Genomic DNA, 24,045 nt, shown 5'->3' with positions numbered 1-24,045 from the left:
GCCCCGCGGCGCGCCTGCCCCCACCCGGGGCCGTCAGTGCCCGTTCCAGCCGGGGACGGTCGGCAGGACCTGCTCCGCGACCCGTACCAGGGCCGTGTCGTCAGGCAGTACGTCGTCCTGGCGCCAGAGCGCCACCTCGAACGTGCCCTCGCCGTCGTCCTTGCCGTGCTTGGCGACCAGGAGGCAGCGCGCGGTGCCGCCGGGGCCCGTACTCGCCTTGCCGCCACCGAGGTTGAAGCCGATGGAGATGGTCGGGCTGGAGTAGAGGACGGCGGGGTGCCCGAGGACGGTCGTCCTGCGGGCGCCGCCCATCAGGTCGCCCGCCGTGGAGACGGTCATGTGGTCGTACGACGCCGTCAGCTTCACCGAGTACGTCTCCAGGGTCACCGTCGCCTCGGGTTCGGCGATCTTGGTGCCGCCGGCGAGCGTCAGCCACTCCCCGCTGCCGTGGGCGGTCTCGGCCTGCTCCTGCGAGGTCCCCAACAGGACAGGCAGGTCCGGGCGGTTGAGCGCCTTGCACAACCGGTCGCCGGAGACATAGCGGGCCGGCAGATGGTCGTCCGGCTTCGAGCAGGCCGCCGGTTCGCTCACCGCGGTTTTCGGGTGGACGAACTCCTTCTGCGCCCACAGAGCGCCCACCACGACCGCGAACAAGGCCACCGCCGCGATCGCCTGAAGCCCCGGTCTGCCGTCCTTTTCGGGCTCGGCGAAGCCCTCGGTCATGTCCCCCACCCCCGCTGTGCGTCCCCTGTGCGCGCTGGAGCCTAACTGATGTTCACGGGGAAGGCACGCGCCGCACATGCCCCTCGGTGGCAGGGGATTCCTCCGGGAGTGTTTGATGGCGGGAGCATGCCGCGGGCCGGAGGAAGCAGGGGGACGGGGTGACCGACGGACGGGTCGTCGAGGCGGGCGGGAGCGCGCTGGTGGTGCGTCGCAGGCCACGGGAGCGGACCCGCGCCGCGGTGCTCGTGCTGCACGGCGGGCAGGAGCACGGACACCGTCCGGCGCACACCTGGCAGCCGGCCGCACTGCGCATGCGCCCGTTCCTCAGCGCCGCCGCCTCGGTCTCCTCGCCCCGCGACGTGCTGATCGGCCAGGTTCGCTACCGCTACCAGGGCTGGAACGACGACGCCGACCCGCTCCAGGACACCCTGCGCGCCCTCGACGAGCTGCGCGGCCTGGCCGGTGACGTCTCCGTGGTGCTGGTCGGCCACTCGATGGGCGGCCGGGCGGCGCTGCGCGCGGCGGCCGACCCCTCGGTGCGCGGGGTGCTCGCCCTGGCTCCCTGGTGCCCGCCCGGCGACCCCGTGGACGATCTCACCGGGACGCGGGTCCTCGTCCTGCACGGGGACCATGACCGGACCACCGCTCCCGCCGACTCGGCCGCGTACGTGCGGCGGGCCCGCGGCGCCGGTGCACAGGCGGGGATGGTGCTGCTCAGGGGCGGGGAGCACGCGATGCTCCGCCGCAGCCGTGACTGGCACCGCGCCTCCGCGGCCGCCATCAGGCGGTTGCTGCGCCCCGAACGCGACCTCGAAGGATGGACGGCCGAGGCCTGTGCGTCGGACGAGCCGCTTCTGCGCTGATCCGCGCCCTGGTAGGGTGCCTCGCCCCCATGGGCCATCCACCCGCACGGGACATCCACCCGGAGGACTGCCGATGCCGATCGCACGATCGTTCCGGATTGTCACGTACCTGACAGTTACATTCCTGGTTCTCACCCTGTTCGGCACCGCCCCGGCCAGCGCCGGTCCGCAGTCCGCCCCGCCCGCCGCGCAGGCACCGGCCGCGTCGGCCACCGGCACCTGGCAGCCCCCGCTGTCCACCCGGGGCCGCTACATCGTCGACGCCGACGGCAACCGCTTCCGTCTCAAGTCCGCCAACTGGGACGGCGCGCAGGGCTCCTGGACCGGCAGCGGCAGCATCGACGATCCCGCCAACCACCACGCCGGCCAGGACTCCTACGGCATCCCCCTCGGCCTGGACCGCGCACCACTGTCCCAGCTCGTCTCGGACTTCCAGACACTCGGCATCAACAGCATCCGGCTGCCGTTCTCCAACGAGATGATCCACACGACGACCCCGGTGCCGGACGCCGCGGTCGCCGCCAACCCGCAGCTGCGCGGCAGCACCCCGCTGGCGGTCTACGACGCCGTCGTCACCGCCCTCACCGGCGCGGGCCTCGCCGTCATCCTCAACAACCACACCAACACCTCCCGTTGGTGCTGCGGCGTCGACGGCAACGAGCGCTGGAACACCGGCCAGTCGACCCAGCAGTGGGCCGACGACTGGGTCTTCATGGCCCGCCGCTACGCCGCGAACCCCCGCGTCGTGGGCGCCGATCTCTACAACGAGGTGCGCCGGAACGTGCTCGACGACCCCAACTGGGGCCTGGGCGACGACCACGACTGGTACGCGGCGGCCCAACTCGCCGGCGACCGCATCCTCACCGAGGCGAACCCGAACCTCCTCATCGTCATCGAGGGCATCAACTGGACCGGCCTGCCGGTCGACGGGTTCCCGCACGGCCGCCCGATGCTCACTCCCGTCCGCACCCTCTCCAACACCCTCGTCGACGCCCACAAGCTGGTCTACTCGGCCCACTTCTACGGCTACACCGGCCCCCACCACAGCGGCGCCACCGGCATCGGCGAGACCAGCGACCCCCGCTACCAGGACCTGTCGCGCGACGACCTCTACCAGGCCCTCGCCGACGAGGCGTTCTTCGTCACCACCGAGGGCAGGCACTACACCGCACCGGTGTGGATCAGCGAGTTCGGCATCGGCGCGAACGAGACGGGCACGGCCGCCCGCACCTGGTTCGGCAACATCACCGACTACTTCGCCGACCACGACGCCGACTTCGCCTACTGGCCGCTGGTCGGCTGGGCGGGCCACGACGACTGGGCGCTGCTGAGCTACGACACCTCCGGGCACCGCTCCGGCATCCTCGACGGAGGCGACTGGCGGGCCACGGCGTGGAACCACCTGATGAACACCGCCGGCCGCACCGGGTACGTGGCGCCGGGGACGACCTGGCGCATGCTGTCCACGGACCACGGCGACCAGGTCGAGTCCCTGCGCGTGCGGACGAACGGCGACTGGGACCCGGGCGCCTACAAGGCGGTCTGCCCGGACGGGCTGCGGCTGATCGGCCTCGCGCACTCCGGCGGGCGCGGTCTGTGCACCGACGCGACCGCCGGTGACCTGCGTGCCACGGGCGGCGCCCAGACGGTGGTCACGGACGAACGGTACGTCCCGGCGGGCGGCGACTGGGCGTCCGGGTACACCAAGTTCCAGTGCCCGGCAGGCCAGTTCGTCATCGGCTACAGCCGTCGCGGCGAGCGGGTGTCGGCGGTGCTGTGCGCACCCGCGAAAGCCGCGTTGGGCGTGAGCGGCCGGACGGTGTGGTTCGACCGGTCCGACAACCGGCCCGCCGACGGGGCGGGCGACGACTTCGCGTACGGCGCCTACAAGGGCCAGTGCGCCGCGAACGAGTTCGTCGCGGGCGTCGCCTTCACCACCCGCGTGGGCAGCGCTCAGGGGCCCGCCGCCGTGCTGTGTGCCCCGCTGCCCTCCTGAGCGGATCCGTCGGTCACCGGGCCGTCGCTCCGGTCACCACCTCGGACAGGGCCCGGACGCTCACCGCGTCCGGGCGCAGGTGGGTGGCGCCGGTCAGCGGGCGGTCGCCGACCACCACGAACCGCACCTTGGGCAGGGGCCGTTCGGCGAGGCGCGCGGCCACCGCCGAGCGGGCCGCGTCGTCCGTGCTGACGACGGTGGAACAGCCCAGCTCGACCAGTGAGTCGACGTAGGCGGCGGGCTTCACCCCGGCCGGCATGCGATAGCTCTGCACGATCAGGTGCCCGCCGCCGGCACGGGCCACCTGCCCGAGCGCCGCCCACGTGCCCGTCCGGTCCGCGTCCGTGGAGGTGAGCAGGCAGGCCCGGGCGGCGGTGTCCACGTGCGACACGGGGGCCGGGGCGGCGGGGGTGGTGCCCCCTCGGGCGAACAGCAGCCACCCGGCGGCCACGAGGCCGGCAACTCCCGCCACCGCAACGCCCGTCACGGCACGTCTCCTGCTCCCTGTCACAGCCATTCTCCCCACGCTCTGCTTACTCCGCTCTCATTCATGGCGACGCGGACGACGACGCCGCGGCGCGCACATACGGTCCCGATCGCCTGGTCCCCGCACGACGACCGACGACCGCCACGGGTCGGCCACCGGGGTCGTCCACGCGCGGGCGGCGGGAGCAACTCGGTCAGACCGCTCACCGTGGGGTGCGGGGGTCCTCCTACTCGGGCCACATCGCCACGACCTCGTTGACCGAGCTCTCCCGCATACCGGGCCCGACGACGATGCCGTGCCGGGCGCGAGCTGCGCCGAACGCCGGATCCTGAAGCCATACGTCCAGGTTCCAGTCCTCCTCCCGGCTCATGGCGTCCACCATCTCCCGCCAGGTCGTACCGCTCTCGTTCATCGCCTCCGGCAGCCGGATGTCGAGCACCAGCAGGCCGTTCACCCGTTCGACGGCGACAGCCACGGCCCTTTGCTCCACGACCACGCCGTCAGGGGACCCGATGGACACCCGTGCCAGGAGGGAGCCGCCAGGCTCCACGTCCAGAGTCGCCGAGATCCGCAGCAGGTCGCCGTCCACCCCGAACCCTTCAAGCACCATCCGGGGAACCGGAGGGAAGTCACCGGGAGCCCGCCCGGGCCCGGCAATCCAGGTGACCGGGCCCTGCTCGTCGCGTGCGCGCTCGCGCTCCTCCCAGTATTCGTCCAGGTACTCCCACGGGTTCTGCCCGCTGCTCAGCAGGGCGTGCTCCTCCTGGGCTCGTACGAAACGTGAATGCGGGTGGCCGAGGATTCCCCTCAGTCCGAGCGGCCGGTCCCGTGTGTCGCCCAGCATGCGGACCAAGAACTCAGCCATTCCGAAAGGGAATTCAAACGCTTTGCTGTCCCGCTGGGCAGAGACGACCACCGGCCAGTCGTCCGGATCGGCACCCGTGACCCGCCAGAACAGATCGAAGCCGATCGGGGTGACACCCCACCCCAGCAGTGCCCCAGGGGCCGGCCAGGCGGAGAACTGCCGTTCCCCGTTAAAGGTCCGGCAGGTGCGTGCGCGTGCGGGAGTCATCTTGCGGACGGTGAGCACGCCCGGTTCCCCGGTCCGGCTCTCGGGGGTGGCGACGGAGATGACGTCGTCGATGCCGCCGGGTCCGTAGACCTCGATGAAATCGCGGTAGTCGCTCGGAAACGCCGTTCCCCATGAGGCCTCGACGGTGTCCCAGGCCAGGGACCCGAAGCCCGTCGTGGGGGGCGTCAGGACCTGTGCGAGCCGCCGAACGGACGGATGCATGTCGTCTTCCTTTCTCGGCGCCATCACCGGACTCCGGGTGTCGGCAAGGGATGCGTGCAAGTGGAGCAGGACGTGAGACCGATGTTCACCCAGTCATTCCGCTCCTGACTGAAGATGACGTTGGGGACGACATCGGTGCGGAGATCCCCCGCGGCACCCGCGGCGACCATGACGAAGGCGTAGGGCACCGTGCGGTTCCCTTCGTAGACCGGTTGCACGTGGTAATGGACGTCATCACCGCTCCGCACCCTCTTCTCTGTTTCGGTCTCGAATTTGAACATGCTCCCGGTGCGGCCGGGGTCTGTGGCGTCCATGGAGTTGGCATTCGTGGACCGGCCGCAGGTCGCCTCGTTGTCGAGTCGCCCCTTGCCGCCGAGTTGGGCAGCCAGAAGGTGGCATGCGTTCACCGAGTACCTGGTGTCGTCGACACCGAGTTCCGTGGCGTACTGCTTCGCCCACTGGTATCCGGGAAGCCCTCTGGATTTGGCCTCGGTGCCTCCCTCCAGGCCGTCCTCAGTGAGGCAGGCGTCCACGCCTGTGGCCCGCTTCCCGTTGGCCTTGTCCCGGTCGCCGTACCTGACCCAGCCGTCGCCACCACACCCGTCCGACTCCTCATCCGACGTGCCCCCGGAAAAGTAGAAGCTGTCCGACGAACCGAGCCTGATGAGCGCCAAGGAGGCGGAGATCTTCAGCTTCGTCAGCGGGTCCACGTGCTTGAGGTGCGCGCTGTGCGTGACGCTCAGCGTCGCCGTGCCGATCGAGTGGGTCAGCTTCACCGCGTGGGCGCGGATCGCCGCGCGGATCGCGGCCCGGCGGGCGGCGGCGATACGGGCCGCGCGGGCGGCCTCGGCGGCGCGTTCCGCGGCCGTCGGGCCCCGGTAGGCGTAGCGGGTGGCGGAACGGTACGACGAGCGGTACGAGGACCGGCCGCCGCGCGAGGAGCGCGAGCCGCCCTCCTCCTCGTCCTCGTAGCGCTCCTCCTCGGCACGGGCCTCCTCGCGCTTGGCGTTGGCGATGTCCTCGTCGTCGTCCTCGTAGGAGTAGTCGCCCTCGGAGGCCTCCGCGGCCTCGTCGGCGGCCTCGCTCGCCTCCCAGCCCTCGTACGCCTCGTAGCCCTCCTCGATGCCCTCGCCGAGAAGTTCGGCGCCTTCGTAGAGGGCGATGCCCTCGCCGATGCACAGGTCTTCGAGGCAGTGGCCGCTCGGGTCGGTGTGGGTGAGCGGGGCGTCGCCGCCGTACGCGTACGGGTTGGCGTTCGTGCTCTCGCCCACCGCCGGGTTGTCGACCGTGTCGGCGGAGTCGAAGGAGCCGCTGTCCGGGGTGTACCAGCGGGCGTGCATGTTCACGGCGCCGGTCGTGGGGTCGGTGAACTCGCCCTGGTAGCCGAGGTCGCCGGTGAGGTTGCCGGAGGTGACGGTGCCCCAGGGGTCGTAGCTGGCGGAGCCGGTGAGCGTGGTGCCGGTCGCGCTGAACTGGCCGATCAGGTCGCCGTGCAGGTCGTTCAGGGCGAGGGTGGCGCCGGCCGCAGGGGACGACTCGCCGGTGAGGGCGCCGGAGGCGTCGCGGCTGTAGGTGGTGGTGCCGTCGGAGGCCACCAGGTTGTCGGTGCCGGAGTAGGTGAGGGTCGCGGAGCCCGCGGTGAGGGCGCGGCCGAGGGCGTCGTACGTGTAGGACGTGGCACCGGCGGTGATCTGCTGGCCGTAGGCGTCGAACGTGTAAGCCGTGGAGTCCTTGGCCGCCAGGGTGCCGCGCGCGGTGTAGCCGTAGGTGTGGGTGCCGTCGGAGGTCAGCTGGTCGCGGGCGTTGTAGGTGTAGGTCGTGGCGCCCGCGGTGAGGCGGTTGCCGTCGCCGTCGTAGGTGTAGCCGGTGGTGGTGGAGCCGGAGGTCCAGGAGGTGAGGCGGTTGGCGTAGTCGTAGGCGTAGGTGTTGGTGGCGGCGCCGCGGACCCCGGTCGTCGTCTTGCCGGTGAGGTTGCCGTTGTCGTCCCAGGCGTAGGCGATCGAGGTGACGGTGGTGCCGGCGGGGGTGGCCAGGGTGTCGGTCTTCTCTCGGTGCCGCGCGTCGTAGCCGAGGCTGCGGACGTCGCCCGAGCTGCCGTAGGTGACCGTCTTCGGCTGGGAGAGGGCGTTGTACTGGTAGGTGAGGGTGGTGCCGGTCGCCGCGTCCGTGTCGGTGCCGAGGCGGCCGTCGGTGTCGTAGGTGTAGGTGCTGGTGCCGGCGGCGTCGGTGCGGGTGAGCGGGGCTTCGTCGGCGTTGTAGGTGAGGGACGAGTCGCCTGCCGGGCCGGTCGCGGTGAGGACGTCGCCGAGTGCGTTGGTGTCGTAGGCCTCCCAGGTGCCGCCGACCGCGCTGGCCACCAGGTGGCCGTTGAGGGAGTAGCGGAAGCTGCGGCTCGCGGTGGTCGCGTCGGCTCCGGTGGCGCTCTGCCCGGTGAGGTCGTCCAGGGCGTCGTAGGTGTCGGTGAGGGTGACGCCGCCCGGGTCGGTCTGGGTGACGAGGCGACCGCGTTCGTCGTAGGTGTAGTCGGTGGTCCGGTCGGCCTCGCCGGTGTAACCGGTGACCGCCGGGACTTCCTTGGTCGCCGGCAGGCCCAGGGCGTTGTACGTGTAGTACGTGGTGTCGCCGTTGCCGTCGGTGTAGGCGGTCTGGCGTCCGGTCGCGTCGTAGCCGAACTCGGTGGTGAGGTTCACGGTGTCGCTGACCGGCTCGGTCTGCCGGGTCACGTCGCCGGCCGCGTCGTACTGGTAGCCGGTGGTGTGGTGGCGGGCGTCCGTGGCCGTCTTCAGCCGGCCGTCGTCGGTGTAGGCCGCCGACGTGGACGACAGCACCGTGCCGTCGGTGTCCAGGTTCGCGGTGGCCGTCTCACGGCCGGCCGCGTCGTAGGTCGCCGTGGTGGCGGTCTGGTCCGGCAGGACGGTCTTGATGACGTCGTCGCGCAGGTCGTAGCTGTATGTCGTGGTGTCGCCGGTCGTGTCGGCGGCGGTGCGGGTGCGGCCCAGCGCGTCGTAGCTGTACTTCGCGGTGACCCCGCTGACGGAGGCGGTCTGCGAGACCTGGCCGGCCGTGTTGTAGGCGGTGTCGGTCTCCTGCTTCGTCTGGGCGGTGGTCGAGGTGTAGACGTACGCCCAGTCGCTGCCGGCCCGCCCGAGGTCGTCGTAGCCGTGGTGGGTGACCGAGCCGTAGGGCGAGGTCTCGGTCAGCCGGTCGCCGGCCAGGTCGTAGGAGTAGGAGAAGGTGCCGCGGGTGTCGGTGCCGTCGACGGAGATGGCCGGGTCGGTCTGCTGGACCAGGTCGCCGAGCTGGTCGTAGGCGTAGTCCGTCTCGCCCTTGGCGTCGGTCTCGCTGAGGGTGTCTCCGGCCGCGTCGTAGGTCCAGGCGGTGGTGGCGGAGGTGCCGTTGTACGACGGGAGGGTGGTGCCGGTCTTTCGGCCGTCGCGGTCGTAGGCGGTGGCGGTGATGTGCTGGTCGGCGTCCTCGGACTCGGTGCGGTCGCCGAAGGTGTCGTAGCCGTCGAGGGTGATCGGGTACACGGTGGAGGTGGCGCCGGTGCCGGGCGTGGTGACGGTGACCGCCGGGCCCGTGGTCGAGGTCGGGCGGCCGGCCTGGTCGTTGGTGTAGTGGGTGACCTGCTGTTCGGCGTCGGTGGAGGTGACCTTCAGGCCGCGCTCGTCGTAGGTGGCGCCGGTGGTGAGGGTGAGCGAGCTGGAGACGTACTGCGCGGAGGAGAGCACGTCGCCGGCGGGGTCGTAGGTGTACGTCCACTTCTGCACGGGGTCGCCGGCCGCGTCGGTCTCCGTGGACGTCAGGACGTGCGAGTCGGCGTCGAAGGTGTAGGCGGTGGCCTGGTCCAGGGCGCTCGGGTCGACGGTGGTCACGGTGGTGCGGTCGGCGGCGTCGACGGTGTACGTCGTGGTCAGCGTGCCGTTGGCGGTGGTCCTGCCGGTGAGGTTGCCCGCGTCGTCGTAGGAGTCCTGCTCGTCGACGAAGGTGGTGCCGGCGGAGCCGGTGCGCGTCGACTGCTTGGTCAGGCCGTTGTCGTAGTACGCGTAGGTGGTGGTGACGCCGATGCCGTCGGTGAGTGTGTGCAGCCGGCCGGCCGGGTCGTACGTCCGCTGTTCCAGCAGCTCGGCGGTGGCCGTGCCGGGGGTCGCCGAGGAGCCGGTGTAGTCGGTGAGGGTCCTGGTGAGCTGGTTGCCGTCGGCGTCGTAGGTGAAGGCGTAGGACTGGCCGTCGGGGTCGGTCTCGGTCTGCCTGTTGCCGTAGGCGTCGTACGTGTAGGCGGTGCTGTGCTGTTCGGGGTCGGTGACCGTCTTCGGTTCGCCGAAGTCGTTGTAGACGGTGCTGGTGGCGCGGGCGGTGTCACCGCCGGTGGTGTCGGAGACCGTGCTGCCGAGGACGTTGCCGTCGGCGTCGTAGGTGCGGGTGGTCTGGGCGGTGTGGACGACCGCCTGGTTCACGGCGTCGGGGGTGGCCGGGTCGAGTTCGGTGAGGACCCGGCCCAGCGGGTCGTAGGTGTAGTGGGTGACCAGGCCCGCCGGATAGGTGTCGGAGATCTCGGTCTTGGTGAGGACGCGGCCGACGGAGTCGTACGTGTACCGGGTGACCAGGCCGAGGGGTGAGGTCTGCTGGGCGAGGTCGCCGTTCGCGTAGTAGACGTACGCGGTGGTGGCGCCGCCCGGGGTGGTGGCCGAGGCGAGCAGGCCCGCCGGGGCGACCGTGCCGGAGACGTAACCGGCCGTGGTGGACGTCGTGTACGTCTTCTTCGTCGTCAGGCCCGCGCTGTGGCCGGTGACCGCCGGGGTTGTCGTGGTGAGGAGGTTGCCGTTGGTGTCATAGGAGTCGACGGTCTGGTAGGTGGTGTCCGTCGAGCTGGAAGAGCGGCCGTCGGCGGAGGTCAGCAGCTGGTCGTTGCGCGGGTCGGTGTCCGAGTCGGCGTTGAGGTAGTACGTGTAGTACGCCGTCGAGCACTTGGCCGCCGCCTGGTCCTGGCAGGTGGTCTTCGAGACCACGTCACCGCGGGAGTTGTGGCCGGTGGTGGTCACGTCCCCGTTGCCGTCGGTCGTGGTGTGGACGAAGCCAGAGGTGTCGTAGCCGTAGGACGTGGTGGCTCCGGTGCCGTCGGTGTCGGTGAGGATCCGACCGCCGTCGGACAGGTCGTAGGTGCTGGTGAGGGTGTTGTTCCCGGGGTCGGTGACGTCCACGGAGGCGGTGGCGATGGTGCCGCCCGCCTGCTTGTAGGCGTTCCACTGGGTGGCGACCTGGGCGGAGGTCAGGTTGTGGCCGTAGAAGGCGACTTCGGCGATGGAGCCCTTGAAGTAGCTGACGTCGCCGGGCGAGTCGAGCCAGCTCTTGGCGAAGCCGGCGCCGATGTAGGTGAGGGTGTTGGACTGGTCGGCGGGGGTGCCGGAGAAGGTGTCCTGTTTGGTGCCGTCCAGGAACAGCGCCTGGCTGTCGACGTCGCAGCTGAGCACCGCGTAGTGCCAGGCGTTGTCGGTGACTGAGCCGGTGGAGCCGAAGTCGGCGCTGCCCGAGCCGCTGACGCTCCACCAGTGGCCGTGCAGCTTGCCGTCGGAGCCGACGTAGAGCACGGGGGTCCAGGTGCCGGAGGCCGCGGTGGCCCCGTCGACGGCGGTCGACTGGTCGCCGATGAGCACGCCGGCGGTGGAGGTCTTGAACCAGATGCCGACGCTGCGCTTGGTGTCGGTGTGCAGCAGGTCTGCCGGGACGGAGACGTAGGAGTCGGTGCCGTCGAAGGAGGCGGCGGTGTTCGCGGTGCTGTCCTTGGCGCTGAACGGGCCGCTCACCCCGAGGGTCACGTTGTTGAACGTGCCGTCGCCGCCGTCGACCTCGTCGTCCGCGTAGGCCGCCGAGCCGTCGTCGCTGTCGTCGCCGAGCTGCCAGTACCCGGCCGGGCCGGCGCCCAGGACCGAGCCGCGGAAGACCGCGCTGGAGCCGGCGACCGTGGGCGGGCCCAGCTTCCAGGTGCCGCCGTGCTCGTCGGTGACGGACAGCAGCCGCTCGGCGGCGGTGTCGTAGGCGACGGCGGCGGTGGTGCGCCCGGCCGGGCTCACCGCCGTGGTCAGCAGGGCCGCGCTCGCCGTGCCCGCGGCGTACAGGTCGCCGGCCTGGGAGGCGGTGACGGGGTGGCTGTAGAAGGAGACGTCGGCGAGGGAACCGGTGAAGTAGCTGACGGCGCCCGGGGAGTCGATCCAGGAGTCGGCGAACCCGGCACCGATGTAGGTGTCGACGTTCGACTGGTCGTCCGGGGTGCCGGAGAAGGTGTCCTGCTTGGCTCCGTCCAGGTAGAGGGTCTGGGTGGAGCCGTCGGAGCTGAGCACGGCGTGGTGCCAGGCGTTGTCCGTGACCGTACTGGTGGAGCCGAAGTCGGTGCTGCCTGAGCCGCTCACGCTCCACCAGTGGCCGCGCAGCTTGCCGTCGGAGCCCACGTAGAGCACCGGGGTCCAGGTGCCGGAGGCGGCGGTGGCGCCGGTGACCGACCTGGACTGGTCGCCGATCAGGACGCCCTTCTTGGACGTCTTGAACCACAGCGACACGGCGCGGGTGGTGCTGGCGTGCAGCAGTCCGGCCGGGACCTTGACGTAACCGGTGCCCGCGAAGGTCGCTGCGGTGGCGGAGGCGCCGGTGAGCGGGCCCGCGGTGCTGCCCAGGGTGGCGCTCTGGTAGGTGCCCGCGTCCGTCTGCTCGTTGGCCAGGACCGAGGAGGCGGCCGTGGTGGCACCGGACGCGTCGTCCAGGCGCCAGTAGCCGCTCGGGTTCGCGTCCAGGGCGGCGGCCGGGTAGTTGGAGCCGGACTCGTAGCTGTACGCGTAGCAGGCGGTCGAGGCGGTGGCGGCGCTGCTGCTGGACGGCGGGCAGACGGAGGTGAGCTGGTCGCCGGTGTAGCCGTAGCTCCACAGGGCGGCGGTGCTGGTGTCCCCGCTGGTCGCCGCGTCGGTGGTGACCGTCTGTACATGGTAGTGGGCGGCGCCGGACGGCTTGGACCAGGTGAAGTAGAGGGTGCGTCCGGAGACGTCGTTCTTGATGGTGCTGAGCCGGTGCGAGGTGTCGTAGGTGAACGACTCGGTGAGCCCGGCGTGCGTCTTGATCTGCGAGAGCAGCCAGATGTTCGTGCCGCCGCCGGTGCCGAAGGTGTAGGTCGTCCCGGAGGTCTCGGTCAGCGAGTAGCCGGCGGACAGCGCCTTGAACGTGCCGTAGGTGCCGGTGGGCGGGGTGTAGCCGGAGGCCGAGTAGCCCCAGCGCTGCTGTTTGCCGCCGTCGTCGGTGACCACCACGCTCTTGGAGCCGTCGTCGTCCATGACGGCCCGCATGTCGGCGAGCGCCGACCAGCCCGCGCCGAACGCCCCGGCGGTGCTGGTGTCCAGGGAGTTGTAGGAGCGGGTCACCTCCAGGGCCGGGCCGACGGTGGTGACGGAGGCGTCGGTGGCTGCGGTGGTGTAGTTTCCGGCCTCCTCGTCGTAGCCGTGCCCGCCGTTCTGTGCGAGCCGTGCCGCGACCAGGGGTTGGGCCACCAGGGTGGACAGGGCTCTGCTGCCGCTCGTGGTCGTGGACCAGCCGTCGTTGGCGGAGACCGTCCAGTAGTACGACGACGACCAGTCCAGATCGCCGGAGGGGACCGTCCACTTGGTGGAGGCCTGCCAGCCGGAGGTGTCGATCTGCTTGCCCGCCGAGGTGTAGACGGCGAAGTCGTACTTGAGGGAGGAGTTGGGGAAGGTGTCCGGGTCGACGGCCTTGGCCTGGAGCTGCGGGCGCAGCGACGGGGAGACGAAGTTGGCCGCCGGGTTGGTGCGTTCGATGTCCGGCGCCGAGTTCTTGCTGTAGGTCAGCGTGATGTAGGGGGCGTGCGAGTCGACCTGGGAGGAGTCGAACTTCTTCCACTGGTAGGAGCTGGTTCCGGAGGAGAACACGGACAGGCCGTAGTTGCTGGTCTCGCCGAGGGCGACCTCCTGGAAGTAGTCGGTGTCCAGGTCGGTGGTCTGCCACTGGCCGGTGCCGGTGGAGACGGAGGTGTTCCCGCAGACCGTGTCGGACACCGTGCCCGACCAGGTGCCGATGGAGGCGGCCGTCGCCGGCCGGTCCGACCAGGACTTCTGTCCGGTCACCCACCACTGCTCGGTGATCGGCATGACGTTGTACGAGGTGGACGAACCGCACGTGTAGGCCCACACGTCGAACAGGTGCAGGGCGGCGGCGCTGATGTGGTAGCCGTCGGTGTCCGGCAGGCCGAGGAACTTCATGAACGCCTGGCCGATGTAGGCGCCGCCGTCGGGGGTGCCGACGCGCAGGGTCGTGTCCGACGAGTAGTCGGCGGTGTTCGGGTAGTAGACGTAGGTCGTGAGCGTCTGGCCTGCCGTCGACACCGTCATGGTCGGGTCGACGGTCACCGGGAAGGCGATGTCGGAGCCGGACAGCCAGGACGGGTCGAGGGACATCCTCACGGCCGGGGTGCCGTCGACGTCGGTGACGCTGTAGGTCATGTCCCAGTTGTCGTGGGACTCGCCGGTGGCGGGGTCGACGTGGGAGTCCCGGGCGAACGGCTGGGGCAGGCTCGCGGCGACCGTGCCGCTGCCGTCCACGAGCTCCACGGTGCCGTCGGCGGCGGTGGTCAGCGTCAGGCCTTTCAGGGACATCGGGAAGACCCAGCTGGTCGGCGCGTTCGCCGAGGCCAGCACGAGGGACTCCTTGACTCCGTCGGCGGTCGGCGCGAGCACGAGGTTCGTGTCGGTGAGGACGCCGTCGTACTCGACGGAGGAGCCGGAGGCGGTGCCGGTGACCGCGGCGGCGCCGGCGAGGGACCAGGACACGGACTCGCTGTCGGAGAGGGTCAGGGTGGCCAGGTCGCCCTGGGCCGAGGTGCCGGAGCTGACGCTGGGGCTGGGCGAGGCGGTCGGGTCGTCGGAGGCCGTCGGGTCGGCGGACGGAGTCGCATCGCCGGAGGCCGTCGCGTCGTCGGAGGCTGCCGTCCTCCAGGTGAGCGCGGCGGGGACGACGGAGCCGCCGCTTCCCCGCAGCGCGGACTGACGAATCGATTCATCAGTTCCGGTGGCGGGTGCGAAGGACACGCCGAGGGAGTTGGCCCGCTCGTGCCAGCGGCCGTCGTCGCCCCGTGCGACCTCGGTGTCGATCGGCTTCCAGGTTCCGTCGGAGTCCTTGAAGTTGACCCGGGACTGGGAGACCTTGCGGGTGAAGGAGCCGTCGGTGTTCTGGTAGTAGTCGAACTGGGCGCCCGACCTGGCCGCCACGCGCTTGCTGGTCCTCGGGTCGAACCCGGTGGCCGCGGCGGCGGAGCGGGCCTTCTCCGTGGTGGTGTGCGGCGCCTTCCAGGCCGCGAGCTGTCCCCTGCCCTTGCCGGGCGCGTGTCCGGCCGGGTGACCCTTGACGTTCTTGGCCGCGTTGACGTCGGCGGCCGAGCCGGTTCTGGATCGCGGCCCCGAACCGTCCTTGCCGGCCAGCCACTTCCACAGGTGCCCGAGATCGGCGCCCAGGGAGCCGGAGGGCCGGGTGGCCGCGTAGGCGGCGCCACCCTCCTGGGCCCAGAAGGAAACCACCAGCGCCAGAACGACACCCCACACACGCCACCGCACCAGCGGACGCACGCCACCCACCGACTTTCCCCCACGCACAGCTACCGGACAGAAGCAGCCGATGCGTCAGGGCGTCGCCGTGTTCATGCTGGCTGTGGCAGCAAGTTGTAAGTGCACTGTGAATGGATGAACAAGATCTCTTGTGAACTCCGGAAGCAACCCTTTGCCCGGACGGGGAACAACCCACAGTCTCGCAACCACTCGTTCACCAGCGGACAACCTGGCAGTCACTGGATGCGGGGGCATGTGGAGGCATGTGAAGGCTCATGGAGGTTCACAGCGCGCGGGCCAGCCCCCCGCCCGGTGCCGGCGCGGTCAGGTCGTCGTGGTGCGGCGGGGTGCCGGGGGTGTCGGCGGCGGTGAGGATGGACTGCTGGAGGCGACGCAGGCGTGCCGACGGCTCCAGTCCGAGGTCCCTGACGAGGAGGGTGCGCAGCTGCTGGTAGACAAGGAGGGCCTCGCCGCGCCGGCCGGAGCGGTGGAGGGCGAGCATGAACTGGGCGTGCAGGTTCTCGTGGGAGGGGTAGCGGCTGGTCAGGACGGTGAGTTCGGCGAGCAGTGCACGGTGCCGGCCCAGCCGGAGGTCGGCCTCGATGCGCTGGTCCAGGGCGCACAGCCGGCTCTCCTCCAGGCGCCGCGCCTCCACGGCCAGGTGGGTCCCGGTGGACACGTCGGCGAAGGGCGGCCCGGTCCACAGGTCCAGGGCCCGGCGCAGGGTGCCCGAGGCGCCCGCGAGGTTCCCGTCGTCCATGGCGCGACAGCCCTGCGCGCACAGCAGCTCGAACTCGCGGATGTCGCTGCCTCCGCCTCCGGTGACGAGCAGGTAGCCGCCCGGCAGGGTCGTCAGCACGTCCTTCGCGGACCGGGCGGCCGTGCCCTCGGGATCCGCACCCCGGCGCAGCGCCGCCGCGATGAGCTCCCGGAGCTGGAGCACGTAGGTCTGCAGGGTGGTGCGGGCGCTGCGCGGCGGAGTGCCCGCCCAGAGTTCTTCGATCAGGGTCGGGACGGGCACCACCTGGTCGGCGCACAGTGCCAGCAGAGCCAGCAGCTGGCGGGGCTTCGGCGCGGTCGGGACGACGGAGACCCCGCTCTCCCGCACGTCCAGTGCTCCCAGCAGCCCGATGTCCACACGCGTCTCCCTGGCCTTCTCGTCTGACACTTCGCCAGTAGAAAACAGCATGGACGGTCTGTCAACAGACTCCCGGCCGGAGCGCTTCCGGCGAACCGTCCGCGAACCGTCGCAGGACTTCGCCGCACCCTCACCGGTCGTCGAACTTGCAGCGCAACGGCACTATTTCGACGACCGGCGGGGCTGCACACCGGTAGACCGATCCCTCGAATCGGTCACGGAATCAGGCGGAATCTCGCCCCCGGCGGAAGCAAGAAAGAGACCATCCGGTCGGTTACTTGACCCCTGCGGGTCAGGTCAGGCGTCCTGCCCGCCGGTGTCCGCGGGGAGGGCGAGCAGCACGATGCCGAGTGCCAGGACGGCCAGTCCGCACCAGGAGACGCCCGGCAGGCGCTCGCCCAGGACCGTGACTCCCAGGACCGCGGCGACGGCCGGCTCGGCCAGCGTCATGGTCGTCGCGACCTGAGGGGTGGTGTGGCCGAGGCCGTGTCCGAACAGGCGGTAGCAGAGGAAGGTGGTGATCGCCCCCAGGTACAGGACGACGCCCGCTCCCCGTTCCGTCAGGAGCCCGCCGCCCCCGCTCCGGAGCACCACCGGCAGCACGAGGAGCGCCGCTCCCCCGAACATCACCCCCATCACGGCGCCTGAGGCATGTCCACGGGCGATGAGCTGCCCGCCGACCAGGGCGTACACGGCGTACGACAGGCCGGCGAGGCCCGCCAGCAGGACGCCGAGGGCGTCCACGGGGGCGCCGTCACCGGCGAGTTCCGGGCCGAGGACGAGCACCGTACAGCCGAGGACGGCCGCCGCGGTCGCGGCGGCCCAGCGGGCCGAGGGCCGGGACCGGCGGGTGAGCCAGGCGAGGAGGCCGGCCAGGACGGGGGCGCCGCCGAGCGCGATCACGGTGGCCGCGGCCACCCCGGTGCGCGCCACGGCGGGATAGAAGGTGAGCGGGTAACCGGCGACCGCGAGGGTGCCCAGGGCGAGCAGCCGGCGTTCGCCGCCGTCGCAGGCCCTGGGCAGGGAGCGGCTGCCGGGGGCGGTCAGGAACAGGAGCAGGCCGCCGAGGGCCAGGCCGGCGGCACCGACGGCCGCGGCCGGGACTCCGGCGGGGGCGAGGGAACCGGCGGTCCCGGTGGTGCCCCACAGCACGGCGGCCGTGAGGATCGGGAGCGGCCCGGCGAGCGGGCCGGTACGGCGGGGACGCGGGCGCGCGGCGGCGTCGCCCTGCGCGCGGGAACAGCGGGATGAGGTGTCGTTGGGCACAGTCGTGAACTTCCGTCGTCGAATACCGTCTGCGGACTGGTTTCGATACGGGCGCACGACACCGGCTCCGGGCCGCCTCGAAGGCAGGGCCGGGAACTCGGGTTCGATCCGTCGGTGTGTGCGCCCGTCAGGCGCAGAGCGGCGGCAGAACGACGTGCCAGTAGGTGTTCACGGGTCGATCGTACAGGCGCGGCAAGCGCGCCGATCATTCCTGTCGCTCTGGTGATCACCGGTATCCGCCCGTCGCACACCGATGATCCGACTAGTGCCACTTGTCGTATGGTTCGACCAAGTTTTGGCCAACGTGCGCCGATATCGTTTCCCGGCGCCCGCCCGTGGGAGAGACTCACCCGCGGAGGGGGGACGTGCACGTCCGATTCACGCCGGACGTGCCATCCCGCAGTGTCGCGTCGCCCAGGGGAGGGCGGCGAGCAGACCAGCGGAGGGAATGCATGACGCAGTCGCTTCCGGGGCAGCGCCCTGCCCAGGAGCAGGCGGCCACCGGGCACGGGCGGCCACCCGTCGTCGTGATCGGCGCCGGCCCGTACGGGCTGTCGGTGGCGGCCCACTTGCGGGCGACGGGGGCGCCGGTGCGCGTCTTCGGTGACGTGATGGGCAGTTGGCGGCACGCCATGGCCACCGGGATGTACCTGAAATCGACGCCGGACGCGACCGACCTGTCGGCGCCGGAGCCCGGCGGCCGGCTGGCGGACTTCCGGCGCGCGCAGAGCGAGCCGGAACTCACCGAGCTGACACCGATCCCGTGCGACGTCTTCGTGCGGTACGGGCAGTGGTTCCAGAAGCGGTACGTCGGTGAGGTCGAGCCGGCCCGGGTGACGGGGGTCGAGCGGTCGGCGGACGGCCCCGGCTTCGTCGTCGGGCTGGACGACGGGAAGGAGATGGCGGCCTCGGCCGTCGTGGTGGCGACCGGGCTGAACGGTCTCGCCCATGTCCCGGACGAGTTGCGGCAGCTCGCACCCGAGGGGCCGGGTCCGCGGGCCCGCGTGTCGCACACCAGCCACCACACGGATCTGTCCGTGTACGCGGGACGGCGGGTGGCCGTCATCGGCGGCGGCCAGTCCGCGCTGGAGAGCGCCGCTCTGCTGCACGAGGCGGGCGCCGAGGCGCAGGTCCTGGTGCGTGAGCGGACGGTGCTGTGGGGCATGACGCCCGACCTGGCCCGGCCCTGGACGCAGCGGGTGGCCAAACCGGCCTCGCCGCTCGGCACGGGCTGGATCCTGGCCGGTGTCTGCGCGTCACCCGGTGGTGTGCGGTGGCTGCCCGCGGCGGCCCGGCTGCTGCTGTTCCGCCGGGCGCTCGGCCCGTCGGGCGGCTGGTGGCTGCGGGACCGGGTGGAGGGTGTCGTACCGGTGCGCACCTCGCGCCGGGTCACGGGCGCCGTGCTCCACGGGCCGGAGGTGCGCCTGGACGTCGCGGGCCCCGGGGGTGAGCGCGAGTCCGTCACGGTCGACCATGTGCTGGCGGCCACCGGTTACCGGCTGGATCTGGACGCGCTGCCGTTCCTTTCGCCGTCGGTACGGCGCGCCGTGGCGTGCGTGCCGGGCTCGAAGGCGCCCGCGCTGCGCGGCACGTTCGAGTCGTCGGTGCCCGGCCTGTACTTCACCGGTTCGCTCGCGGCCCCGATGTTCGGGCCGATGATGCGGTTCGTGGCGGGCACGGAGTTCGCCGCCGTCCGCATCGCCCGGCACGTCGCTGCCGCCTGAGCAACGCGTCGGCGGATCGGGGCGGGCCCGTCAGCCGATCCTGGCGAGCGGGTCCGCCGTACCGGGACCGGGTGGCTGGATGTCGTCGGTGACGGCCGACAGCACCGGCTGCCGTATCCGGCCCGGCGCGGCAGCGGGTTCCAGGCCCCGGTCGCGCACCAGGGTGGGGGGGCGCGCCGGGCGGTGGCTGTCGTCCCCGGAGTTCCCCGGTGAGCGTGCCGACGGTCACCGGCACCGAGGACCCCGATGTGCAGGCCGTCCCGCTGCTCGTCCACCATCCGCGGGTGATGTCGGACGGTTCCCTGGCTCCAAATAAAACGGCACGGTCGGTTTGTCAGACCGGACTCCGGCCGGTCGGCGTACTGTCGGCCCTGGGCCGGGAGCCGGGGTGCGTGACGCTCGCGAACTGGTCGCCGTGTGCCGCGAGTTGGGGCAGCACCAGGGACCAGAACTGCTCGACGTGGCGGGGTGGGATCCGGTCCCGCTCCGCCGCGCCGAGCACCTCGAAGCCGAGCGTCGCGGCGACTATCACCGCGGCCACCCGGTCCGGTGACACCCCGTCGGCCAGCTCCCCCGCATGCTGCGCCCGCAGGAGCTCCTCGCACACCCAGGCACGCCACCAGCAGCCGAAGCCCGTGCCGTTCTTGCGGGAGGGATCGACGCTCAGCCTGAATCCGGCGCGGACGACGACGTCGGCGGCGACCGCGGCCAGAACCTCGCGGGTGACCGTGACCAGCAGGTGCAGCGCGGAGGCGGCCGACGGACGCCGGTCGGCGACCAGTTGCTCGACGGCCCGCCGGGCCGCGCTCTCCACCTCGGTCGCGAGGGCTTCCTTGCTGGGAAAGTGGAAGTGCAGCGCTCCGGCACTCACACCGGCCCGCCGGCTGATCGTGGGCAGCGAGGAGAGCGCGTACCCGTCGGCGGCGAAGATCTCGGCGGCGGCGAGCACGAGGGCCTGCCGGGTTCGGGCCGCCCGTAGCTGCTTGACCATCGCGTCCCCCTGTCGTTCCGGGCGAATCCGGAATTGGAAGGTCCGATTCCCCCTGGGCCTGCAGCATTGCGATTCGAAAACGTTGAAAACAGCACGATCGGTAGGTTTGTCGGCGCCCGCGTGACGCACGGGACTCGGCCGGACGGCTGTGACGGTACTCCGCCCGCCGCGTATGCGTCGGTCGAGGGCACAACAAACCAGGCGGATGGTTTGGTCCGAGACTGGTCAGGCCTCGGCGGGTACGGGTGATTCCTGCCGGTGGCGCTCGACTTCCTCGACGACCCGGGCGCCCCGGTCGGGAGCGGTGTCCAGCCGGATCAGGGCCGCTGGAGTGGCTATGGCCGGCAGTACGTGGTTGTAGAGGACGGAGATCCGGTCGTTGAGATCGGTCCAGTCGGAGACCACCTCGGACATGAACTGGGTCCCGATCCAGGCTCCGAGGAAGCACTCGGCGGTCTCGCGCGGATCGACGTGCGGCAGCACCTCACCGCGCTCCTTGGCCTCCACGAGCTTGTCCGTCACCAGCTCGGTCCAGGCGGGCCAGGCACTGCCGAACAGGGAGCGCCCCTGGAGGTCGGCGGAGAGCCGTATGCCGGCGAGGAGGATGACCTCCTTGGGGATCCGGTGGGCGAGGGTCATGCCGATGTCCACCCACTCCTGGAGCTTCAGCTCGCGCGGCACCCAGTAGTCGTCGCTGATCTGGGCGTTGATGACGCCCCGCGCGAGGGCTTCCTTGGAGTCGAAGTGGAAGTACAGGGCACCCTTGGTCACTCCGGCCCGCTCGAGGATCTCGGAGATCGTGGCGGCCGTGTATCCGCGCTCCGCGAAGACCGCGGCGGCGGCCTCGACAACAGCGCGCCGGGTCCGAATCGCACGCTCCTGACGCGCCATGGGGACCCCTCCTCGGTCAAAACAAAACCGGACGTGACGTACCTTACCCCAAACGGGGGTCGGTATTTCGGCCGCACGGGACCGATTCCCGGCCGGTCCCGCTTCGACTCCGCCCCCGTTGCGCCCCGGTTGCGCGCTGGTCGCGCGCCGGAGCCCGGGCGTCGGCGCGGGACCTGCAGGGCAGGCAGTTCACCAGGCGATGCGTCCGCCGTCCACGCCAAGTGTGGCACCCGTGACCAAGCTCGCCCCGTCACCGCCCCGCAGGGCGGCGCCCTCCGTGGCCTACGCCGGGCCGGCGTCCTGCCACACGGTGCCGAGCCCGGCCTCGCGGTCGAGGGTGCGCAGGCGTTCCTCGTCGATCTCGGCGAGGCCGCCGACCAGGTGCCGGACGCCGAGTTCGCGCATCAGCCCGGGCTGGAAGCCGTGTTCGAAGGTGCTGGGACGGCCGACGAAGGGCACCCCCAGCCGCCTGGCGTGGCCGGCGAAGCGGGCGACGTCGTCGATGAAGAGGGCCTGGTGGTAGTCGAGGCCGAAGCGGTCCCTGACGATCTCCCGGATGCCGGGGCGGATGTCGTCGGTGCAGATGTAGTGCGGGGCGGTGAACAGGTGCTCCCAGGCGCCGAGATGACGGCGGAAGTGGGTCACGTCGAGGCCGCCGTAGCAGATGACGTCCAGCCCCAGGCCGCGCAACCGGTGCAGGAGTTCCTCGGCGCCGTCGAGGGTGCGGACGGGGTGGTCGCGCAGGTAGTGCTCGCGCTCGGCGAAGTAGTCGGCGATGGCCTCCTGCTCGCTCACCCCTGCGCCGGTCTCCTCCAGCAGCACCTTCGCGGCCGCGAGCCGGGACTGCGAGAAGAGCCGCTGCTCCAGCTCCCGGGTGTACGCGCCGCCGTACTTGAGGACGAGCCGGTACAGGACGGGGCTGAAGCTGTCGTCGAGCAGGACGCCGTCGATGTTGACGGCGGCGAGGCGCAGGGTGCGCAGTGGTTCCATCGGGTCTCCCTCTCGCAGGCCGTTCGACCATCATGCAGGGGCTCCCGGGGCGGGGGGGTTCCGGGTGCCGCGGCGGGCGGGTCAACTCCCCGGACCGTGGCCAAAAGAAACCGTCGGTCATGTTTCCGTGAAGGCCGCACGGGCCCCGGATCCATCGACAACAGGCCGTCGACATCCGCCAGTTAGTCCGTTTATCGCCGTGCCTTCGGCGTGGTTGAGCGCAAAAATACTTGGCCAGACCACCACTGAGCGGAGTCATGCATGGATCGAGTCGAACCACGCTTGGTGAATCCTTTACCTGGTGGCCGACCCGAGAAAACCGGTAGGTCCGTATCTTATAGGCGTCGAACAGAGCTCCAATCCAACGAAGAGCTTTCCGACGGGGGGTCATGGATGAGTCTGTCCGCGAGCGGGATCGGAGTGGGTCTGCCCGTATTGCCCCGGCTGACCACCACGGTCCCCAAGGAGTACGTCCACCGCGCGTCCCTCGCCGAGGTGTTCCTCACCGGGTGTACCGCCCAGGACGACGGGCAGCGGTTCTCCCTCACCGGGCAGTGGCCCCGCGCCCACACGTTCTTCAACAGCGCCGACGGTGCGAGCCATGACCCGCTTCAGGCCGCCGAGACCTTTCGGCAGGCCGGCATGTTCGTGACGCACGCGGAGCACGGCGTGCCGCTCGGACACCACTTCGTGCTGTGGTCGCTCAGCTGCCACACCGACCTGGAGCGGCTGCGGATCGCCTCCCGCCCCACCGACTTCCAACTCGACGTGGCCTGCCCGGACTCCGCGCCGGGCGGCCGGACGTCCGCACGCCGGATGGGCATCGGGTTCACCCTGCGCCGGGACGGCGTGCCCGTGGCCCGCGGGGAGGGCCGGTACTCCGTCGTCACGCCGCCCGTCTACGCCCGGCTGCGCGCCACACGCGGGGAGAAGAAGGCGGTTCCGGTCGGCCCGGCCGTCGCGGCGGATCCGATGCGACCGGCGGCCGTGGGCCGCACCTCCCCCGCCGACGTGGTGCTGACGGCCACGGACGCGCCGGACCGCTGGCTGCTCACCCCGGACCTGGACCACCCGATCCTGTTCGACCACGGTGGCGACCACCTGCCGGGCATGGTCCTGATGGAGGGCGCCCGGCAGGCCGCCTGCGCGATGCTGGCGCCCCGTGCCCTGATCCCGGCGAGCACGTCCACGTCGTTCAACCGCTACGTCGAACTCGACAGCCCCTGCTGGATCGGCGTCACGGGGATGACGGCCAGGGGCGACGGCACCGCGACCGTCGACGTCGTCGGCGTGCAGGACGGCGAGGTCGTCTTCGCCTCCACGGTGAGCGGGCCGGTCGTCCGGGCCTGACGCGGGCACCGCGGTGACACACGTCCGCCGCCGGGCCCCTTCGCGGGAGCCGGGCGGCGGACGTTCCGCGGATCAGCGACGGTGGCTGAAGGCGTGCCGGTCGTTCACGGCCGGGTGGGCGAAGCCGGGGCGGTCCTCCGCCGGGTGGTGGGCGAAGGCGTGGCGGCCCTCCGCGGGGTGGTGGGCGAACGCGTGCCGCTCGTCCGCGTCGCGGCGGTGGTGCAGGCTCCAGGAGGCGGAGTCGACGTAGCGCCCGCGGTCGTTGCGCAGGGTGGCGGTGTCGGCATAGCGGTTCCACACCGAGGAGCGGCGGTCCTGGTACAGGTCCGTGCGGGTGTCCCGGCCCTCGCCGGTGTGGACGCGGACGGTGGCACCGCCGGCCAGCCGGTAGTGGCGGAAGGTGTAGGTGTTGCCCGCGGCGTCCGACAGCGACCAGCCGCTGAGGTTCACGTCCCGGCGCGAGGTGTTGGTGACGTCCACCCACTCCCGGTTCAGGGCGCGGCCGGAGAAGACCGCGCGGCCCTGCAGGTCGTGCTGTACGGCACTGATGACGACCGCGTCGCGGTACGGCATCGCGGGGCTGGCGGCGGTCGCCGCGGCCGGCAGGGCCGTGACGCCCACCAGGGCGGCCGCCACGGCGGCGGCGGAGCCGAGACGGCGAGCGGTCGCGGAAACGGAAACGGACACGTGGTCCCCCTTCGCGGGGTTCGTGCACACCCCTGCCGCGTGCGGCACGAAG

The 24,045-nt window shown here is 71.4% G+C and carries 15 protein-coding genes; 4 read left to right on the top strand and 11 right to left on the bottom strand.

Annotated elements, in window-relative coordinates:
- Positions 1-33: 33 nt before the first annotated feature.
- On the bottom strand, positions 34-723 hold the full coding sequence (locus ACGF5O_RS37110) for a DUF6215 domain-containing protein (protein WP_393814315.1): 690 nt from the start codon (positions 721-723) through the stop codon (positions 34-36).
- A 158-nt stretch (positions 724-881) separates the two neighbouring features.
- Here ACGF5O_RS37110 and ACGF5O_RS37105 point away from each other — a divergent pair, with 158 nt between their 5' ends.
- Together ACGF5O_RS37105 and ACGF5O_RS37100 are read left to right on the top strand one after the other, a co-directional pair.
- Positions 882-1,586 carry an alpha/beta fold hydrolase gene (locus ACGF5O_RS37105; RefSeq protein WP_393814314.1) on the top strand — a complete coding sequence of 235 codons (705 nt, stop codon included), beginning with the start codon at positions 882-884 and terminating at the stop codon, positions 1,584-1,586.
- A 73-nt stretch (positions 1,587-1,659) separates the two neighbouring features.
- Positions 1,660-3,582 (top strand): glycoside hydrolase family 5 protein, encoded by a 1,923-nt coding sequence (locus ACGF5O_RS37100; RefSeq protein ID WP_393814313.1) that lies wholly within the window; start codon positions 1,660-1,662, stop codon positions 3,580-3,582.
- 13 nt (positions 3,583-3,595) lie between these two features.
- Here the strand turns inward: ACGF5O_RS37100 and ACGF5O_RS37095 are convergent, their stop codons facing one another.
- The 5 genes from ACGF5O_RS37095 to ACGF5O_RS37075 form a co-directional block, all read right to left on the bottom strand.
- On the bottom strand, positions 3,596-4,069 hold the full coding sequence (locus ACGF5O_RS37095) for a hypothetical protein (RefSeq protein WP_393814312.1): 474 nt from the start codon (positions 4,067-4,069) through the stop codon (positions 3,596-3,598).
- A gap of 226 nt (positions 4,070-4,295) precedes the next feature.
- Positions 4,296-5,363, bottom strand: a complete 1,068-nt coding sequence (locus tag ACGF5O_RS37090) for a hypothetical protein (RefSeq protein ID WP_393814311.1) — start codon at positions 5,361-5,363, stop codon at positions 4,296-4,298.
- A gap of 23 nt (positions 5,364-5,386) precedes the next feature.
- Entirely contained in the window at positions 5,387-14,986 is a 9,600-nt protein-coding gene (locus ACGF5O_RS37085) for a LamG-like jellyroll fold domain-containing protein (protein WP_393814310.1), read from the bottom strand.
- A 253-nt stretch (positions 14,987-15,239) separates the two neighbouring features.
- The gene (locus tag ACGF5O_RS37080) at positions 15,240-16,094 is read right to left on the bottom strand and encodes a BTAD domain-containing putative transcriptional regulator (RefSeq protein WP_393814465.1); all 855 of its coding nucleotides are present in this window, start codon (positions 16,092-16,094) and stop codon (positions 15,240-15,242) included.
- Between the two features lie 297 nt (positions 16,095-16,391).
- On the bottom strand, positions 16,392-17,360 hold the full coding sequence (locus tag ACGF5O_RS37075) for a DMT family transporter (protein ID WP_393814309.1): 969 nt from the start codon (positions 17,358-17,360) through the stop codon (positions 16,392-16,394).
- A gap of 452 nt (positions 17,361-17,812) precedes the next feature.
- Here ACGF5O_RS37075 and ACGF5O_RS37070 point away from each other — a divergent pair, with 452 nt between their 5' ends.
- Positions 17,813-19,084: an FAD-dependent oxidoreductase gene (locus ACGF5O_RS37070; protein ID WP_393814308.1), complete on the top strand. Its 1,272-nt coding sequence runs from the start codon at positions 17,813-17,815 to the stop codon at positions 19,082-19,084.
- Positions 19,085-19,114: 30 nt separating this feature from the next.
- On the opposite strand, the gene ACGF5O_RS37065 is transcribed toward ACGF5O_RS37070, so the two are convergent.
- The 4 genes from ACGF5O_RS37065 to ACGF5O_RS37050 all read right to left on the bottom strand — a co-directional run bounded on the left by ACGF5O_RS37065 (position 19,115) and on the right by ACGF5O_RS37050 (position 21,956).
- Complete coding sequence (locus tag ACGF5O_RS37065; protein WP_393814307.1) at positions 19,115-19,243, bottom strand: hypothetical protein; 129 nt, start codon at positions 19,241-19,243, stop codon at positions 19,115-19,117.
- A 175-nt stretch (positions 19,244-19,418) separates the two neighbouring features.
- Entirely contained in the window at positions 19,419-20,075 is a 657-nt protein-coding gene (locus ACGF5O_RS37060; protein WP_393814306.1) for a ScbR family autoregulator-binding transcription factor, read from the bottom strand.
- 225 nt (positions 20,076-20,300) lie between these two features.
- Positions 20,301-20,966: a ScbR family autoregulator-binding transcription factor gene (locus ACGF5O_RS37055; protein WP_393814305.1), complete on the bottom strand. Its 666-nt coding sequence runs from the start codon at positions 20,964-20,966 to the stop codon at positions 20,301-20,303.
- A 282-nt stretch (positions 20,967-21,248) separates the two neighbouring features.
- Complete coding sequence (locus ACGF5O_RS37050; protein ID WP_393814304.1) at positions 21,249-21,956, bottom strand: HAD family phosphatase; 708 nt, start codon at positions 21,954-21,956, stop codon at positions 21,249-21,251.
- A 393-nt stretch (positions 21,957-22,349) separates the two neighbouring features.
- On the opposite strand from ACGF5O_RS37050, the gene ACGF5O_RS37045 reads away from it, so the two are divergent.
- Positions 22,350-23,306: a ScbA/BarX family gamma-butyrolactone biosynthesis protein gene (locus tag ACGF5O_RS37045; protein WP_393814303.1), complete on the top strand. Its 957-nt coding sequence runs from the start codon at positions 22,350-22,352 to the stop codon at positions 23,304-23,306.
- A gap of 72 nt (positions 23,307-23,378) precedes the next feature.
- Here ACGF5O_RS37045 and ACGF5O_RS37040 read toward each other — a convergent pair whose 3' ends face one another.
- A complete protein-coding gene (locus ACGF5O_RS37040; RefSeq protein ID WP_393814302.1) occupies positions 23,379-23,993 on the bottom strand; it encodes a lamin tail domain-containing protein in 615 nt (204 codons plus the stop codon).
- Positions 23,994-24,045 lie beyond the last annotated feature (52 nt).

This window comes from Streptomyces sp. NPDC048291 (assembly GCF_043201715.1).
Taxonomy (GTDB): Bacteria; Actinomycetota; Actinomycetes; order Streptomycetales; family Streptomycetaceae; genus Streptomyces.
Note: the sequence above shows the minus strand (reverse complement) of the source record. Positions and strands in the feature narration are given on the sequence as shown.